The following is a 15580-nucleotide window of genomic DNA, read 5'->3' on the forward strand; positions in this document are numbered from 1 at the left end:
GGCGAGCCGGACGCGCGGGGCGACGGCGATGGCGGGGGAGCACACTGTTCGCACGCGGCGAGCCTAGCCGCCGCGCAGGCCCGAAACCCGCCGTGACGTCGTCAATCACCCACGCGGGGAACGAATTGGCGGCAGGTTGACCTTGCTGCAGTCCGTGGTGCCGCGGGTAGGCAAAAAAGCGTTGGCCCCTGCCCACCGGGCCCGACATACTCGCGTGCCGGTGCGGACAAGGGGGAGAGTGCATGGACGTGTTCGCGTGCCGGAGCTGCGAAGCCGAACTGACCGCATCCGTGTCGCGGGTCGCGTTCCCCGTGTACGGCCGCAACACCTACGGCAACGGCCATGCCGTACCGGTGCTGATGGAATCCGGGACGTACGCCGTCGACCCCGAACCCTTCGGGCCGCCGTGGCGGAAGTGGGGCGACATCGACGAGAGCGAGGCGGAGGCCCGCGGGGTGTACGCCCCCGTCCGTTCCTTGTCGTTCGGGACACCCGGCCCGGTCTTCCTGGCCCCGGGCGACGTCCACGGTACCGTCCTCATCCCCGAACGCAACGAAGGACTCTGCTGCGGCCTCGACGGCCGGGACGGCCCCAACCTCGCCTGCGCCCGCTGCGGGCACCCCGTGGCGACCCGCGTCGACGACTGCTCACTCTGGCAGCTGGCCTGGCTCGAACCGAGCGCCGTCCGCTGCGTCCCCACCGGCCCCGCCCGCCCGATCGCGGACTGGCAGACCCTGGCGGCCGAACGCCGCAGCACACCGCCGGTCGAGGCCAACGGCGGATGGAGCCCCCGCTGGGAGGCGACGGTCGCGGTGACGCTGGCCCACCTGGTCGCCGCCTCGGGCGGTTCACCGGTCAGCGTGCCCGACGGCCCCGTCGCCGACACCTTCCGCCGGCACCTCGACCACCTGTTGCCTCCCGGCCCGCCCGCCAAGCACGCGGCGCTGGCCGGACCCGGACTGCCCACCCCCGACCCCGCCCCGGACATCGCCCTGGTTCCGCAGCACCCGCAGACCGGCGAGCCTTGGGAGCCGCCCTCCGGCGCCACCGCCGTCCCGCTCGCCGCGAACGTCTGGATGCACCTTGCCTTCCACAACGAACGCCGACTCGTCCCCGCCACCGGCACCCTCCCGCACGGCGTCGAACGCGACGACCCGCTGCCCCCGCACCCCGCGCGGCCCCTGCGGCCTGTCCACCAGGTCTTCCTCGACACCCTGGCCCGCCTCCCCGCCGTCCGCCAACCCTGGCTTCGCGCCGTCCACGACGGCGGCCCGGCGATGTTTCACCCCCGCTGAGAGCCGGATCTGCGGGAAACGGGCACCGGCGCAGGCGCTCGACCCCGGGCGGACGGCTGCGCTGCGCGAACATGCCTCAGGGTGTGGTCGGCAGGACAGGCGGAGGCCCTCGTGGGGTTCACTGCGGAACTCGTCAAACCCGCTGCGACAAGGGGGAAGAAGGCCCGGGGCCGACGGAAGGATGAGGCCGGCCCGCAGGACGAGGTGCTGGACGCGCTCTTCGAGGACGGTGAGATCTGGCGCGCCGTACGGAGGTTCGGGCCGGACCGGTTCCCTACCCTCTTCAGGCTCGACTCGCATTCGTCCCACGTCTTCGACGCCTACTGGGCAGGACTCACGCTGGCGGAGATCGAACGAATTGAGGGCCTGGAGCTGACCCGGGCCGAGGCCGGCATCTTCGCGAGCCTCCGCGGCATGGGGCAGGCGTGCCTACTCGACAAGTCTCTGGTCATGCGGTTCACCGGGGACTGACGCGGAGGGACCTCGCCGAGGAGACGTGGCCGCCGCGCCCATACGGCTGCCTCGGGCGCGGCGGGGGGCATGGCCGGGTGTCCAACAGAATTCCTCGGTTCCTGGGCGACGACAGCCCGGGCGATGTCGTTCCCCGTATGGGGCAGCAACGTCGGAACGCTCCCACCGCGACCCCGTCGGCCGGGTCGGTCGGCGCTGCCTGCCCAGTAGGCGGTCACGGCCGCGTCGAGGACCGCCTCCGCATCCGCTGCGTCCATCGTCGGCACCTTGTCACCCGTGGACCGCGCCGGCGTTGGGGCTCAGGCCCGGGCGGTCACGACGACCGCCGTCTCGGCCAGGAAGAAGCGCCCCCGGTCTGCCGCGAGCCGAACTGCGTCGTGCCAGGCCTCGACCTCCTCCACAGACACCCGACCGCGCCCCTTCGAGGCGGCGCCGGTGAGTGCATGCCGGATGTGCTCGATCCGCCGGGCGGCATGACCGCTCAGCTCGGTCGAGTTCGTCACCCACGGGTGGACCCGCTCCAGCAGCAGTGGCGAGGCCTTCACCAAGCCTGGAAGTTTCCGGCCGATCCTGCCGTCCGCGTGGTCCATCCAGGGCTGCCGGTCGTCGGTGAAGGCGTGGCAGATCCGCCGGTCCAGCTCCCGACAAACACCTGAAATCACAAGGGAGTCGAAGTCGACGTGTGCCACCACCGCCCGGCCGCCGGGCTTGAGGATGCGGGCGGCCTCCGCGAGCAGTGCAGCCGGATCCGGCAGGCACTCGAGGACGTTGTAGGACACCACGGCGTCAACGCTGTTGTCCGGCAGCGGGAGCCGGTCGGCCAGGTCCGCCACCTCGACCTCGGCGCCGCCCCTGTGGTCCGCCAACAGGGCACGGGATGCCTCGACACCGGCCGCCGACCGGTCGAAGCCGATCAGGCGGACCCCGGGGAGCCGTCGCGCGAAGGCCGCCAGGGTGGGGCCACTCCCACAACCCAGGTCGACGACGCACCCGTCGGGGTGCACCGCAGCCGCATCCACCAGATGATCGTGGATCGGTTCGTCGTCTTCCGACACCCGGGCTCCCTTCGGCCGCGCCACGCTCTCGGAGCGTGGTCTTCCCGTCGGGCCGAGAACGGCGCCGACCATCACCTCAGACTGCCCGAAGCGGACGCCGGGCTCACCTTCCGCGGCCGCAGGATCCCGGAGTGGTCGGCGCGGTCGTGCCGCCGCTGGGTTCGAGATCTGCCGTGGAGCCGCAGCCCCGACCAGGCCGAGCGATCCACCTGGTGAACGGTAGGATCAGCAGGCCGTAGGGGGTGCGATGTTGCAGGTTCTGTACAGCGGGGGAACCGGAGAGCTCGAGCTCTCCGGGACGCGTTCGGAGCTCCTGGCGCTCGGGCAGTTGCTGCGGGCGCAGGCGGGAAGCCGTGATCTCGCGGAAGACCGGCACCCCTTTCCCTACGAGAGGTCGTTGTCGCGGATCGCGATCCGGGAGGATCCGGAGCTCGACAACGCTTCGATCGTCGTGGAGGAGTCGGTCCTGAGGATCCGGGGAGGGCGGAAATCCCTCGACCTCCTTGCCGACAACATCGAGGACTTCGCATCCGCAGCGAATGCGCGTCATCACTGCCACGTCGACCCCGCGACGTATGACTACATCGCGCCGGAGTCGGACTCGCTGGTGATTGCATTCATGAGGTGAGCGGGGAGCCTTCGCACGGAGCCTGCTGACACAACCCGGTTCGGAGGCTTTGCCGTAGCGCTTTGACGGTGCCAACGCCCGAACGTCGGGCGCACCGCCGCCGACACACCGTTGAAGCCCCTGGGGTCGTCCGGAGTGGGGCCGGACGGCCTCCGCGTTGGCGGACATCCCGGAGGCCGCGTTTCCCAGGCCTTGCAGTCGTTCCGGTTGCCCGGGACGGGGCTGCCGATCGCCGGTCGGCGGTGACCACCAGTGCCTTCATGGCGTTCATCCGGCTCTTGCCCGAGACGAAGCGGTTCCGGCCGGGCAGGTTGGCGGCCGGGTGGCGGACCCGGATCTCGGTCGCGTTGAACTACCTCGATGGACCCGTCATCGCTTTCGGCCACGGCCGGGGCGTGCGGCCGTTCTTCCTGTATGAACGGTGGTGACAGAGCCCGACCGCCTTGCCCACGGCCCGTTTCCGGGCGCCGTCGAACACGGCCCCGGGGAAGCCGGCCGACCACTCGGCACGGCCGTGCCCCGGGCGAGCGGCAGGAAATGCTCAGCGGGGCCAACAGCACCTCATTGGTCCAGGCCCAGCTGAACCACCGGCTCTTCGGCGCGTGTGACGAGAACGGCAGACAGCACGGCCGAAGCCCCGGATCGACGAACTCGTCGACCCGCAGTGGCGCCCGATCGACCCACGACGCGACTCGCTCGAGCAGTGGGACGCGCCCGGCAGACACCTCAGGCGGTTAGCGCGTCAAGTTCGCGGCTGAGCGCGGTCGAACAGGCAGGGCTTCTGCCGAGCGGACGAGTGGGATGATCTGGACGTGGAGACTCCTGAACCTTCGTGGCGCCGTCGCCTGCTGATGGAAGCGCTCACTGTCGTGGCAGCACCTGCACCAGCTCAGACGGCATGGCTGAACAAGCAGAGTGTCATGACGGACGAGATCGCCCTCGACTTCGATCACGCCTTTCGCATGGCCGAGGGCCTTGTGGAGGACGGACTCCTCAGCCGTGACGTACTGCCTGACCTGCGGGTGATCGATTCGATCTTCGACGAGATGACCCTCGACGAGTCCTCGGACCGGTGGGCAACCGCGGCGCTGGCCAGCGATGCGGGGTGGATCCGCGCGCGCGGACTCGCGCAGCAGGTTCTTGCCCAGGAAGGCATGGACGCCTCGGTGTTGCCAGAAATCTGTGCCGTCCGGTAGTCGGCCCGACAGCTCAAGCCGCTGCTGCCTGTGCGGCGACGCTCCCCTCAGGGAAGGCCACGGCCTCGTCATAGGTCTGGGAAGAGCTGGCCGATCATGCGGTTGAAGAGGTTTCGCTGAGCGGCGGCATGCCAGTCGCCCTGGTCACGGCGGCGCCGGTAGTGTGCCTTAGCGCCGGGAGAGGCGGTGATCGCCGAGAAGGCCCAGAGGTAGCCGGCGTGGTTGAGGCGGTCGTTCTTGACCCAGCGACGGGTGATGCTGGACTTCTTGCCGGAGGCCCGGGTGATGGGCGAGGCACCGGCGTATGCCTTCAGGCCGCGCGCGTCCGCGAACCGGCTGCGGTCGTCTCCGAGCTCGGCGAGCACCCGGGCGCCGAGCTGGTTGCCGAGGCCCGGGAAGCTCAGGATGATCTCGGCGTCCGGGTGCCGGGGGAAGACCCCCCACCGCATTGGCGAGGTCGTCGGCCGCCTTCGACGTCGCCTCCAGCTGGCCCAGGAGGGCGAGCATCTGCTTGCCCAACGCGTCCTCGACCAGCGGTGGCTGGTGAGCCCAGTCCGCGCAGAACACGTCCCGGAGCCGGTCGGCCGCGGCCTCGATGCCGCGCTTGCGGCCGGCCCGCCTGAGCGCCGCCTGGAGCTGAGTGCGGGAGAGCTTCGCGGCCCGAGTTGGCGTCGGTGCCGCTTTTAGGAGCTCGTCGACCTCCGGGCGGCAGAGGCCGTTCTTCCAGGGTTCGAAGGCGGCCAGGGCGGCGGGGTAGTACTCGCGGAGCAGGGAGCGGAGCTGGTTGGCGATCTGCTGGCGGTTCCAGGTAGCGTCCTGCTGGGCCCGGGCGAGGATGGCGACGGCTCGGGCCAGGTCGCTGTCGGCGGGCAGGGGCCGGTGGGCGTGCATGTCGGTGCGGAGGATGTTCGCGAGCACGAGGGCATCGCCGGGGTCGGACTTCTTGCGCGAGACGCTGTGCCGGTCGCGGTAGCGGGCGGCGGCCATCGGGTTGATCGCGAACACCTGGCGCTTGCCGGTCCGCAGGACGGCGACCAGCAGGCCGCGAGAGGTCTCGACCGCGATGGGGATCGGGTTCTCTTCGGTGTCGCCGTACTCGGCGAGCAGGTCCAGAAGGACCTTGTAGCCGGCCGAGTCGTCGGCGATGCGCCGTTTGGCCAGCAGCTGGCCGCTGTCGTCGACCAGGGCGACGTCGTGTGTCCTCTCTGCCCAGTCGATGCCGCAGTAGATCAAGATGTCTTCCCCGATGTGCGGATGTTTGCGCTGGTCACGAGCGCATGCGGGCCACGCAGCGACCTAATCCCAGGACTCGGCGCGATGCCGGTCCGCCACCTCAGTAGCCGTTCGTGGCACCAGCTCGCCCCACGGGCCTCGGTCTATTCGGGAACTCGGACGGCTCGCGTTTTCGAAGAGGTCACCGTGTGGCGGGCTCGCACCACCAACACCAACGAGCGATCAAGCGGGCGGTGTCGACGGTGGTGGCGGCCACGAAGACGCCGAACGTCGCCGCTCTGTGGGGAGGCATCGAGGCCAGGGTGTCGTCAGACATCCGTCCGGCGCCCACGCGACCGCCGCCGCGAGCATCGCTCGCTGCTCGAACAGCCGCTCTGGTCTCATGTCCATCGTGGCTGCCGTTAGTAGCGGATTAGGGTGTCGTGCTGGTGGCTGCCCACCTCTGGCGCAGGGACGCCCCGCTGCCCGGGCCCTGACAGCCCGTCCAGAACCGGGAGGGTGATGGCGGAGCCGAGCGGTCGCGTCCCGCCGGATATGGCGAGCCCGCCTGGGGCGCCCAGGGCCCCGGGCCGGAGAGTGCGCCCAGCGGCCCCGGGGCCACCACGGTGCTGCTGCAGCCGTCACCGGAGGTGTGCCCTCGGGGCGTACGAGGTGGCGCACCGTCGCGTGCTACTCCTCCGGCTCCCAGGCCTGGAGCAGGCCGAGGACGCGTCGGTCGCCATCGATCTTCAGGGAGTCCACCGGGATGCGGGCGTAGAGGACGAGGACGAGCTCGCCGGCCGTGCCCCGGGCAGAGACGATGCCCGGGTCCTCGCCGGGCGCGGGGATGCGGGTGGCCCCTGCGCCGTCGGCGGAGAGCGAGAGGCGCCAGGAGCGGCCCTCGGTGGCGTGGTAGTCGACGGTGGCGGCCTCGTACGGCCAGGCGCTCGGCGTCGTGCAGCAGGTGGCCAGGAACTCGCCGACACCGTCGAGTGCCGCCTCGTCCGGCAGCGGCTGTGGGTCACCCGCGGTGAGCTGGGCGTCGTAGGTGTGCACCGTGGCCTCCTGGACCTGGTGCCGGGCGACGGCCCCGGCGTTCTGCGGCGACGCGTACACACCCCACCACGTCCAGCAGCCGCGGTGCGGGCCGGCCTCGCGCAGGGCGCCCAGCAGCAACTCGGTCGACTCGGCCGACCAGGCCAGCAGCGCCTCGCGCTTCCGGGGTGCAGCCGGGGCGTTCTCCGGAGCGGCCTCGGCCGGGCGGGCGGCCTGCCGCCCGGGCGGCTCGTGGTCTGCAGTGTGCGGCGGGTACCGTCCCCTCCATGGCGCGCAAGGACGGTAGCCCGCGGCGGATGGTCGCCGGGGACGAGGTGTACCTGTGGTGGGTCCGGCACGACCACCAGGGCGATCCGGCGTACGTGCGCGGGTGCCGCAACGTGCTCTCGGTGCGCCGCTCCGATGCCGCCGGCCGACTGGTGATCGCCTTTGCCGGCGGGTCCGGGCGGCTGGTGACGGACGGATTCCTCCCGTCCGGCGCGGTCGCCACGGCGGACGGCCCGGTGCTGAACCTGCACGAGCCCGGCATCGCCCGCGCCCTCCTCGACGTGGCCCTCTCCGACGGCTGGGAGCCGGACGCCCCCGTGGTCCGTACGGTCGACGGCTGGCCGCTGTACGCCGCGGTTGTCGCAGGCCGCGGCCCGTCGCCGGAGCCGGTCTGATCGCCGCCCGGGGCCGGCCCTGACCCGTAAAGGCAGTGGTCGGCCCCGGGCCTGTTCCACACCGGAAGGCCCGGCCCGCGCCGCCCACGGTGCGGGCCGGAGCCGTGGGCGGTGCGGGCCGGGGGCTCGGTCAGGCGGTGACCAGTGTCAGTCCGTACCGGGAGAGGATCTCGTTGACGGGCTGGAACCAGGTCTGGCCGCCGGAGGAGCAGTTGCCCCAGCCGCCCGACGTGACGCCCTGGGCCTGGTCGCCGGTGACGAAGGAGCCGCCGGAGTCGCCGGGTTCGGCGCACACGCTGGTGCGGGTCAGCTGGTAGACGGCGCCCTGGCTGTAGTTGACCGTCTCGTTGAGGCCGAGGACGGTGCCGCAGTGCCAGTGCGTGGTGGACCCGGACCGGCACACCGAGGAGCCGACCGGAGCCTGCCAGGAGCCCCGGACGAGCACGTCGCTGACGGTGCCCCAGCCGAGGACGACCGGCACGGTCCACCAGCCGTTGCCGATGCGGATGTAGGAGTAGTCGTTGCCGGGGAAGGACGAGTCGACGAACGATCCCATCGCCGAACCGTCCCAGCCGACGACACTGCTGCCGGCCCGGCCGCAGTGCCCGGCGCTGACGAACCCGCCCTGCACTGCGAACCCGATGGAGCAGCGGGTGTTGCCGTTGATGTAGTACGGGTCGCCGCCGACCACACCGGCCGAGAGGGTGCGCGGGGTCTGCTCCGAGGTCTCCTCGACGGTTACGGGCCCGGCCGCCCGGGCGGCCTCGAGGAATGCCTTCACCCGGCCGTCGGCGCGGGCGCCGGCCGAGACGGTGACGACCACCGCGTTGCGGCGCGGATCGACGCGCCAGCCGGTGACCGCGGCGGGGGCGGGCCGGTTTCTGCTCACCGTGTCGACGGCGGCCTTGGCCAGGTCGAGGGAGGCCTCCGTGCGGGCCACGGCGGCGGTGGCCGCGCCCGCGGCCCGTACGGCACCGGCGCGCGCGGGGTCGGTGAGCCCGACGACCAGACGGCCCTGGGCCGGGTCGAACCATGCGCCGCCGTAGGCCGGCCCGGCGAGTTCGCGGACCTGCGGTAGCAGCCGGGCCGCGACCGTCTCCTGGCCGAGACGTGTGCGGGCCTGGTCCTGCGTCAGGCCCAGGTCGCGCTGCAGCGCGCCGACCAGCGCGGGGTCGGGGGCGGCCTGCGCCACCGCCGGTGCCGGAGCGGTGTCGGGTGCGGCCGATGCGGTGGCCGGGCCGAAGCCCAGGGCGGTGAGGGCGAGAAGGGCGGGCAGTACCGCCCGTATGCCGTTGACGTGCCTCATTGCGTTGGTTCTCCTCGGATCGGGCAGGCAGGCGTGCCTGCATGGGGAGAGCGCTTTCAGAGGTGCTGGTCCAGACCGGTGTCATGAGCTTTTCAGCGTTGTATGTTCACGTCAATGCTTTCAACGTGCCTGGTTGGGAGCAGAGTTGATGCCCACCGGCGGCGGCGGTGCTGCCCGGTGCCGGGTGGGGTCGCGGCAACGTCTGCCTTTCCGGTCAGGTGGGGAGCCATCTGTTTGTCCCGTGCCGCGGCTGATCGCCTGGGGCATTGCCGCAGGTCAAGGTGGTGAGATCGGCCGGTGTTCGGGAGTGGTTCCTCGTGAACGCGCTCTCGGGACGAAGGCTCAGGGCCGAGGCGCCCACTCGGGCGGACCGGCACAGGGATGCGTCAAGGCCGCAGCAGGCGCTCGACGACCTCGGTCGCGGACTCGTTGGTGTCGGCGTCCCCGGCGGCGCACCGTGCGTCGAATGCGGCATCCCGCGCCCTCGCCAGGGCGGCGGTGTCGCGGTTCGGGTCGAGGAACGACGACCGGCCGGGCGACAGGTGCATCAGCACCGTCTCGTCGCTCCAGTCGGCAGTGACCGCCACGAGCCCGCTGTCGTCCTCGGCCATGAAGCCGGCCATGCCCCGAAGGGCCGTGAAAGCCCAGATCATTGAGGGGAGTTGGAAGTCGACCCGGCAGTCGAAGTCCACCGTGAGCGAGCCGGTCGCCTCGTCGAAGCGGATCGCCGGTTCGCCGTCCCCGTCGAGGCCGCACAGCAGGCCGGCGTAGTCGCCGTCGATCCAGCCGTCGCACTCGGCGACGGCGCCGGCCAGCTCCCGACGGTACCGGCGTCGTGTGCCGCTGTCGCTCCAGGGTTCGCAGAGGCCGGCCCAGTCCTGTTCCGTCCAGGTGGACGCGGGTGCGACCGGTGCCCGCAGATATGCCTGCAGGCGCGGCTTCGGAACGACTATCGCTGCCGTGACTATGACGAACCGTGACATTCCGCTCTTCCGTTGGTGATGCCTGTGCGCGCGTGCGACGACGCCTCGATTCTGCTAGAGGGTGAAACTCGACGGGTCCGCCGCCCCTGCCTGCCTGCCTGCCCGCACGAACCGACCGGTCGCAGGGGCGTACGGTCCGTTCGGGCGCGCGGTCCGTTCGGGCGTACGGCGGGCGCGGCGCGCGGGCCGCCCCGGCGACCCTGACCATGATGGCGGCGTCCCCGGAACGCCCCCGGACACGAAGGAGACCACTGGTGGAGGCCCCCGACCGGCCGGACGGGGGCCTCGACGCCGAGCTGTGGCTTCTGCTCGGACACGGCGTCCACGACTCGCCGGTGGCACGGCTGCTCCGCAGGGTGTTCGCGGAGCAGTTCGGCCCGCGTTTCGCCGCGGTTCACACGTTCCAGCTGCTGCTGGGCGTGTCCGGCGGGCGGCTCACCCTGCACGACCTGGCCGGACGGGCCGTCCGCCCGCCGAGGGTCGCCTGCGCGCGGCTGCCCGTCACGACCCTGACCAACGACCGCGAGATCACCCTGCTGCGCCACCTGCGGGCGATGGGCGCCGAGGTGCTCAATCCGATCGAGGCGGTCCTGGCCTGTGCCAACAAGTTCTGGCAGCTGCAGCAGCTCGCACTGGCCGGCCTGCCCGTCCCGGACACCCGGACCTACACGGACGCCCGGCTGGACGAGGCCCTGGCAGCCGGGGTCCCCGAACCGTGCGTGGTCAAGTCCGTGCGGGGCCAGGGCGGTTCAAGGGTGTTCCTGGCACCGGACGCTGCCCTGCTGGCCGACCTCCAGGGCAGTCTGCGCCCCGATGTGCCGTACCTCTTCCAGCACTACGTGCGGCACTCGCACGGGCGCGACCTGCGGGTGATCGTGGTCGACGGGCGTGCGGTGGCGGCCGCGGTGAGGACGTCTGCGGACGGCGGGCTGAAGTCCAACGTCGCGCTCGGCGGGTCCGTCGACCCCTGCCCCGGTCGATACCCGGAGGGGGAGGAGCTGGCGGTGCGGGCCGCGAAGGAGATCGGCCTGGTGATCGCCGGGGTCGATCTGCTCTTCGAGGCGGACGGCACGTTCACGGTCTGCGAGGTGAACGCCAACGTCTCCTGGGGCGAGCGGATGCCCGAGGTGGCACCCGCGCTGGTCGCCGCCTGCGCGGCCAGACTGGCCCGTCCGTCCGCTTCCTGACGGCCCGTCCGGCCGTCTCTCGAGGGCTCCCTCCCCGATGGCCGGAACCGACGCGTGCCGGCGGGCCGGGGCAGAATGCCGTTCGACCGAGGATTGTTTTCGGGCGGGTGCTCCGGTACTCCGCGCCACGGACGACAAGGACCGAAGGACCGTGCTCACCACACCGCGCCTACGACTGCGCCCCCTCACCGAAGCCGACACCGACTGGTGGGTGCGTCTCCATGCCGACGACGAGGTGGGCCGGTTCGTCGGCGCCTACTCGCCGGAGCAGGCCGCAACCCGCCTGCGGGACATCCAGCAGCAGTGGGCCGAGCGCGGCCACGGCCTGTGCGCCGTCGAACTGGCCGACAGCGGCGAGACGATCGGCCGCTGCGGCCTCAACTGGTGGGAGCAGTTCGACGAGACCGAGATCGGCTGGACCTTCGCCAGGGGCCACTGGGGCCGCGGCTACGCCACGGAGGCGGCCCGGGCCGTGCTCGCCTGGGGCTTCGGCACGCTGGGGCTCGCACAGATCACCGCCATGATCCACCACGGCAACACCGCCTCCACCGCCGTGGCCCGCCGCCTGGGGTTCGCACCCCTGCGCGAGGACAGCGTCCTGGGACGCCCCTGCACCGTCCACGCCTTGAACAGCCGCGACTTCACCGCATCCTGAACACGGTCCGCGAGGGTCGGCCGTGAAGGGCCTGCGGGGGAGGAGGGCGGTGGCCGATGATGGGGTGCGGCCGACCGGCTGCCGATCAGGGGGAGCCGTTCGACGGCTTCCTGCGGGTGCCGGGCCACCGGCGCCAGGGGATGTACCGCATGACAGAACAAAGAGTCTCCATCGCCGATGTGATACAGCGTTGCGTCGTCAATCGGCCGACCGTCCGCAAGGTCCCCACTCGCGCAGCTCAACGTCCACGGGCGGCAGCTGGTGCTCGGCAACACCGGGTACCGGTGGGCTGCGGACGCCCTGGCCCTGGAGTTCGCCGGCGGCGGGCTCGTCGCCCGCGGCCACCGGTTCGACTCGACCAACATCGACCCGTGCATCGTCGAAGCCGGCATCCACGCCGTGACCATGGTCAGCCGCACGAACGGTGCGTGGGGCGCGGACGGCGCCGACATGCTCACCGGGCAGCCCCCGGTCACCTGGGCCACCGACCCCGGCCCCGACCTGGAGCCGCAGCAGCTGTGCGTGGAGATCACCCCGGCCGTCCAGGCGGCCGTGCGCAGTCACGAGCTCGAGCACGTCCAGGACTTCGTGCTGGCGTGGGCGCTGACCGTCGGTCTCTTCGTCGACACCCTGCCGACCGGCGGTTACGCCTCGGCCGAGAACGCCCTCGCGGACCGGCTCGTGCGAACCGGCCTGCAGCACCTCGTACCGCCGGCCTCGCGCACCCGCCCGGAAGCCTGGGTCCAGCACCTCAAGACCCGCGCCACACAGCTCGCCGACCAGAGCAAGCTCCGTGACACCAATGGCAGTCACACGCCTGTCGGCTACACCGCACGTCTCGACCACGGCAACGGGCAGCGCCGCATCGTGCTGACACCCGAATTCCGCCCCGCAGGCCCGCCCACCGCCGTGCTCGACATCCGGCTGCTGCCCAGCTGATCCGTCATCGGAGTCCGTGCGTTTCGGCCCGGGCAGGCAGTCCGTCGAGCGGCCCGGGCCGAAGTCGGGAAGGTGCGGTCGGTCGGGTGCACGTTGCCCACGGCGGCCGGAACCCAGTGGAGTACGGGCCGGATGTCAGTGGGTGCGGTAGTGCGTATCGCTGAACTCTGCAGCGAGTTGGCGGCCGGTCAGGTCCCAGGCCCACAGGCCGACGAAGGCCCCGGTGAAGCCGAGGGCGCGGATGCCGCCGGGGTCGTGTTCCTCCGCGTGCTCGTCCGAGAGCACCGTGGCGTCCAGCGCGGGGCCGAAGGGCTGCCAGCCGTCGCCGAGGTCGCGGCGGAACCGCAGGGTCGGGCCGTCGAGGTCGATGCCGAGACGCAGCCCGGCGGGTTCGGCGATGTGTTCCTCGCCCTGCTCGTCGACGGTGGTCACGCCGCGGTCGCAGGAGGCCCGGCGCAGCACGGTGCGGCCGGTGTCGTCGGCGGTCAGGTGCAGGAAGTACCAGTTGCGGGTGTTGTAGTAGGCAGTGACACCGGCCAGGTGCTGGAAGCCGGCGGGCCGGAAGTCGACTGCGGTCTCGAAGGAGCAGCGCCGGGCGGTCACTCGCCGCGCCACCAGGGAGGCGTCGGAGAGGCTCTGCGGGGAGCGGCCGCCGTGCAGACGGAGCCGGCCGGAGCTTTCGTCGAGGGAGATCCAGTCGGGTGAGGCCGGTCGGCGCAGGGTGGACCAGTCCGGTCCGAGCACCGGTGCCTCGATGCGGTCGGCGCTCTCCTTCCTCTCGCTGTAGAGAACGGCGGTCGGCGGTGCGCCGACCGCCGCCTCGGGGAGCCCGGTGGGCGTGCGCGGCCAGCCGTCCGCGGTCCAGTGGACGGGGGAGAGGGCGGTCTCGCGGCCGAGGATGCACGGACCGCGGCGGCCCTCGGGGCGGGCGGCGAGGTAGGCGAGGTACGAGGAGCCGTCGGGGGTGTCGACGAGGCTGCCGTGTCCGGCCTTCTGCAGCGGCAGGTCGGGGTGGTCGCGGGCGGTGAGCAGAGGACCGGCAGGGTCGCGCTCGTACGGGCCGGCGAGGGTCCGGGAGCGGGCGACGGTCACCTGGTGGTCGTAGCCGGTGCCGCCGTCGGCGGTGATCAGGTAGTACCGGTCTCCGCGGCGGTAGAGGTTGGGGCCCTCGATCCATCCTGCCCCTGGCGGGAGTTCGATCCGTACCGGCTCGCCGACCAGGCGGCGTGCGGTGCGGTCGTAGCGGGTGGCTTCCAGACCGGCGCTCCCGCCGTGGCCGGGGCGCCAGTCGTGGACGAGGTTGACCAGCAGGCTCTCGTCCCCGACGTGGAGGAGTGAGGGGTCGAAGCCGCGGGCGTGCAGCGGCACCGGGTCGGACCACGGTCCGTCGATCGAGGGGGCGGTGACCAGGTGGTTGGGGCAGTCGGTGAACCCGCCGGCGTATGTGGAGACATTGCTGTAGACGAGGTGGAACAGGCCGTCCGCATGGGTCAGGTTGGGGGCCCAGACGCCGCCGGAGTCCGGGCAGCCGGTCAGGTCGAGCAGGCGCAGGCTGTCCAGGGCGCCGCCGAGGGGCCGCCAGTGCACCAGGTCCCGGGAGTGGTGCAGGCGCACACCGGGGTACCACTCGAAGGTGGACGTGGCCAGGTAGTAGTCCTCCCCGACCCGGAGGATCGACGGGTCCGGGTGCGAGCCGGGCAGCACCGGATTGCGGATCACTCCCACCGCCGACCCTCGCATACCCTCTCACCTGCGCCTTTCCGTGTCCTCGCCCGCCGGGCGGCGAGCGGGAAGAACGCTAATGTCGAACGCCTTCGCGGACAATGTCCGATCGCGGACCGGCCGCAACCGGCCAGGTCGGCGCTCCTGTCGCGTGTGAGTTGCGCGGGTGGCCGGAGGCGCGCAGAGTCGGTGGCATGAGTTCGCCGGTCTACCGGGGTCCCGCAGTTCTGCTCGCCGACGGGCGGGAGATCCGTGTCGAGGCCGAACTGACCGGTAGCGTTCCCCGCTACGGCCTGCCGGGCTGGACGGGGGAGCTGCGCACGGCGGACACGGGGCTGACGAGCGGAGCGGTCCGCCGTGGCCGGCTCCGGCTGCCGAGCGGCTGGGAGGGCGGGTTCGCGGTGATCCGCACCGTCCTCGGCGCCTCCTCCGTGTGGGTGCGGGGCAACGACCTGGAGGCCTCCCCGGCGGACTGGCCCGGGTGATCCTCGTCGGGCGGACCTGCTGATCGACAGGCCGTGACGCCGGGGCCCGGGGAAAGTTCGCAATCGCAACGCCTGGGCGGGCGGGCCGTGGAATGATCACGCTTCGGTGGTGATCCACCGTCAGAAACGTGTGTTCCGTCGAAGCCCAGTTGAGGTGTTCATGTCTGTTCGATCTGTCGCTCGCCGCTCTGCCGTCGTGGGACTGGCGGCCTTCTCCCTGCTGCTCGGGCCGGCGATATCCCCGGCGCAGGCCTACACCTACGACGAGCAGACGGTGGTCATCAAGAACGTGAACAGCGACCTGTGCCTGGAGGTCGCCGACTGGCGCATGGACTGGGGCGCTCCCGTCCGGCAGTGGCAGTGCACCGGCGGCGCCAACCAGCAGTGGGTGAAGGTCGTCGACACCGCCCCCGGCAAGGCCATCCAGCGCTACTACCGCAACGTCAACAGCGGCGCATGCCTGGAGATCGCGGGCGCGAACAGCAACTGGAACGGCGCCATCGCGGACCAGTGGCAGTGCAACGGCGGCAACAACCAGGCCTTCCAGATCACCCAGGGCGGCTTCATGCCCGTCATGTCGGCCACCCTCATGTGCCTGGAGATCGCGGACTGGAGCATGAACTGGGGCGCCCCGGCGCGCCTGTGGGACTGCACCAACAAGCCCAACCAGCAGTGGCGGCAGGAGCCGGTCCGATGACGAAGGCCGACCGCCCGTAAGGCGCAGCGGG

The 15580-nt window shown here is 71.8% G+C and carries 16 protein-coding genes and 2 pseudogenes; 12 read left to right on the forward strand and 6 right to left on the reverse strand.

Translation table 11 applies throughout. The features are described 5' to 3' along the window. Positions 1-242 precede the first annotated feature (242 nt). Entirely contained in the window at positions 243-1295 is a 1053-nt protein-coding gene (locus tag ACQ614_RS37745) for a hypothetical protein (protein WP_431683654.1), read from the forward strand. A gap of 111 nt (positions 1296-1406) precedes the next feature. After that, entirely contained in the window at positions 1407-1766 is a 360-nt protein-coding gene (locus ACQ614_RS37750) for a hypothetical protein (RefSeq protein WP_431683655.1), read from the forward strand. A gap of 299 nt (positions 1767-2065) precedes the next feature. Here the strand turns inward: ACQ614_RS37750 and ACQ614_RS37755 are convergent, their stop codons facing one another. Further along, complete coding sequence (locus tag ACQ614_RS37755; protein ID WP_431684120.1) at positions 2066-2893, reverse strand: methyltransferase domain-containing protein; 828 nt, start codon at positions 2891-2893, stop codon at positions 2066-2068. Between the two features lie 175 nt (positions 2894-3068). Here ACQ614_RS37755 and ACQ614_RS37760 point away from each other — a divergent pair, with 175 nt between their 5' ends. The 4 genes from ACQ614_RS37760 (at position 3069) to ACQ614_RS37775 (ending at position 4645) form a co-directional block, all read left to right on the forward strand. Then, positions 3069-3449, forward strand: coding sequence for an Imm32 family immunity protein (locus ACQ614_RS37760; protein WP_431683656.1), 381 nt, complete (start codon positions 3069-3071; stop codon positions 3447-3449). 242 nt (positions 3450-3691) lie between these two features. Further along, on the forward strand, positions 3692-3877 hold the full coding sequence (locus tag ACQ614_RS37765) for a hypothetical protein (protein WP_431683657.1): 186 nt from the start codon (positions 3692-3694) through the stop codon (positions 3875-3877). A 109-nt stretch (positions 3878-3986) separates the two neighbouring features. Then, positions 3987-4187: a CPCC family cysteine-rich protein gene (locus ACQ614_RS37770; RefSeq protein WP_431683658.1), complete on the forward strand. Its 201-nt coding sequence runs from the start codon at positions 3987-3989 to the stop codon at positions 4185-4187. A 182-nt stretch (positions 4188-4369) separates the two neighbouring features. Continuing rightward, positions 4370-4645 (forward strand): hypothetical protein, encoded by a 276-nt coding sequence (locus tag ACQ614_RS37775; RefSeq protein WP_431683659.1) that lies wholly within the window; start codon positions 4370-4372, stop codon positions 4643-4645. An 83-nt stretch (positions 4646-4728) separates the two neighbouring features. Here the strand turns inward: ACQ614_RS37775 and ACQ614_RS37780 are convergent. Beyond that, positions 4729-5893 (reverse strand): annotated as a pseudogene (locus ACQ614_RS37780) (IS110 family transposase); the annotation flags it as partial. Positions 5894-6547: 654 nt separating this feature from the next. Next, positions 6548-7126, reverse strand: a pseudogene (locus ACQ614_RS37785) (maleylpyruvate isomerase N-terminal domain-containing protein); the annotation flags it as partial. A gap of 53 nt (positions 7127-7179) precedes the next feature. On the opposite strand from ACQ614_RS37785, the gene ACQ614_RS37790 reads away from it, so the two are divergent. Next, entirely contained in the window at positions 7180-7575 is a 396-nt protein-coding gene (locus tag ACQ614_RS37790; RefSeq protein WP_431684140.1) for a hypothetical protein, read from the forward strand. A 130-nt stretch (positions 7576-7705) separates the two neighbouring features. Here ACQ614_RS37790 and ACQ614_RS37795 read toward each other — a convergent pair whose 3' ends face one another. Continuing rightward, positions 7706-8881: a S1 family peptidase gene (locus tag ACQ614_RS37795; protein ID WP_431683660.1), complete on the reverse strand. Its 1176-nt coding sequence runs from the start codon at positions 8879-8881 to the stop codon at positions 7706-7708. Between the two features lie 386 nt (positions 8882-9267). After that, entirely contained in the window at positions 9268-9864 is a 597-nt protein-coding gene (locus ACQ614_RS37800; protein ID WP_431683661.1) for a hypothetical protein, read from the reverse strand. A 254-nt stretch (positions 9865-10118) separates the two neighbouring features. Between ACQ614_RS37800 and ACQ614_RS37805 the strand changes: the two genes are divergently transcribed. The 3 genes from ACQ614_RS37805 to ACQ614_RS37815 all read left to right on the forward strand — a co-directional run bounded on the left by ACQ614_RS37805 (position 10119) and on the right by ACQ614_RS37815 (position 12645). Next, positions 10119-11051, forward strand: coding sequence for a RimK family alpha-L-glutamate ligase (locus tag ACQ614_RS37805; protein ID WP_431683662.1), 933 nt, complete (start codon positions 10119-10121; stop codon positions 11049-11051). A 151-nt stretch (positions 11052-11202) separates the two neighbouring features. Then, a complete protein-coding gene (locus tag ACQ614_RS37810) occupies positions 11203-11706 on the forward strand; it encodes a GNAT family N-acetyltransferase (protein ID WP_431683663.1) in 504 nt (167 codons plus the stop codon). A 261-nt stretch (positions 11707-11967) separates the two neighbouring features. After that, positions 11968-12645, forward strand: coding sequence for a hypothetical protein (locus ACQ614_RS37815; protein ID WP_431683664.1), 678 nt, complete (start codon positions 11968-11970; stop codon positions 12643-12645). 135 nt (positions 12646-12780) lie between these two features. Here the strand turns inward: ACQ614_RS37815 and ACQ614_RS37820 are convergent, their stop codons facing one another. Next, a complete protein-coding gene (locus ACQ614_RS37820; protein WP_431683665.1) occupies positions 12781-14385 on the reverse strand; it encodes a glycoside hydrolase family 43 protein in 1605 nt (534 codons plus the stop codon). Between the two features lie 176 nt (positions 14386-14561). Between ACQ614_RS37820 and ACQ614_RS37825 the strand changes: the two genes are divergently transcribed. Then, entirely contained in the window at positions 14562-14852 is a 291-nt protein-coding gene (locus ACQ614_RS37825) for a hypothetical protein (RefSeq protein ID WP_431683666.1), read from the forward strand. A 196-nt stretch (positions 14853-15048) separates the two neighbouring features. Beyond that, positions 15049-15549, forward strand: a complete 501-nt coding sequence (locus ACQ614_RS37830; RefSeq protein ID WP_431683667.1) for an RICIN domain-containing protein — start codon at positions 15049-15051, stop codon at positions 15547-15549. Positions 15550-15580: the final 31 nt, after the last annotated feature.

The sequence above is a fragment of the Kitasatospora dryopteridis genome (assembly GCF_050749075.1).
Classification (GTDB): Bacteria; Actinomycetota; Actinomycetes; order Streptomycetales; family Streptomycetaceae; genus Kitasatospora.

Bases quoted from the DNA above. Each gene is read 5' to 3' on its own strand.
- ACQ614_RS37825 (WP_431683666.1), top strand. From the start codon at position 14,562: ATGAGTTCGCCGGTCTACCGGGGTCCCGCAGTTCTGCTCGCCGACGGG.
- ACQ614_RS37755 (WP_431684120.1), bottom strand. From the start codon at position 2,893: ATGGTCGGCGCCGTTCTCGGCCCGACGGGAAGACCACGCTCCGAGAGC.
- ACQ614_RS37760 (WP_431683656.1), top strand. From the start codon at position 3,069: ATGTTGCAGGTTCTGTACAGCGGGGGAACCGGAGAGCTCGAGCTCTCC.
- ACQ614_RS37795 (WP_431683660.1), bottom strand. From the start codon at position 8,881: ATGAGGCACGTCAACGGCATACGGGCGGTACTGCCCGCCCTTCTCGCC.
- ACQ614_RS37820 (WP_431683665.1), bottom strand. From the start codon at position 14,385: ATGCGAGGGTCGGCGGTGGGAGTGATCCGCAATCCGGTGCTGCCCGGC.
- ACQ614_RS37800 (WP_431683661.1), bottom strand. From the start codon at position 9,864: ATGTCACGGTTCGTCATAGTCACGGCAGCGATAGTCGTTCCGAAGCCG.
- ACQ614_RS37790 (WP_431684140.1), top strand. From the start codon at position 7,180: ATGGCGCGCAAGGACGGTAGCCCGCGGCGGATGGTCGCCGGGGACGAG.
- ACQ614_RS37745 (WP_431683654.1), top strand. From the start codon at position 243: ATGGACGTGTTCGCGTGCCGGAGCTGCGAAGCCGAACTGACCGCATCC.
- ACQ614_RS37775 (WP_431683659.1), top strand. From the start codon at position 4,370: ATGACGGACGAGATCGCCCTCGACTTCGATCACGCCTTTCGCATGGCC.
- ACQ614_RS37770 (WP_431683658.1), top strand. From the start codon at position 3,987: ATGCTCAGCGGGGCCAACAGCACCTCATTGGTCCAGGCCCAGCTGAAC.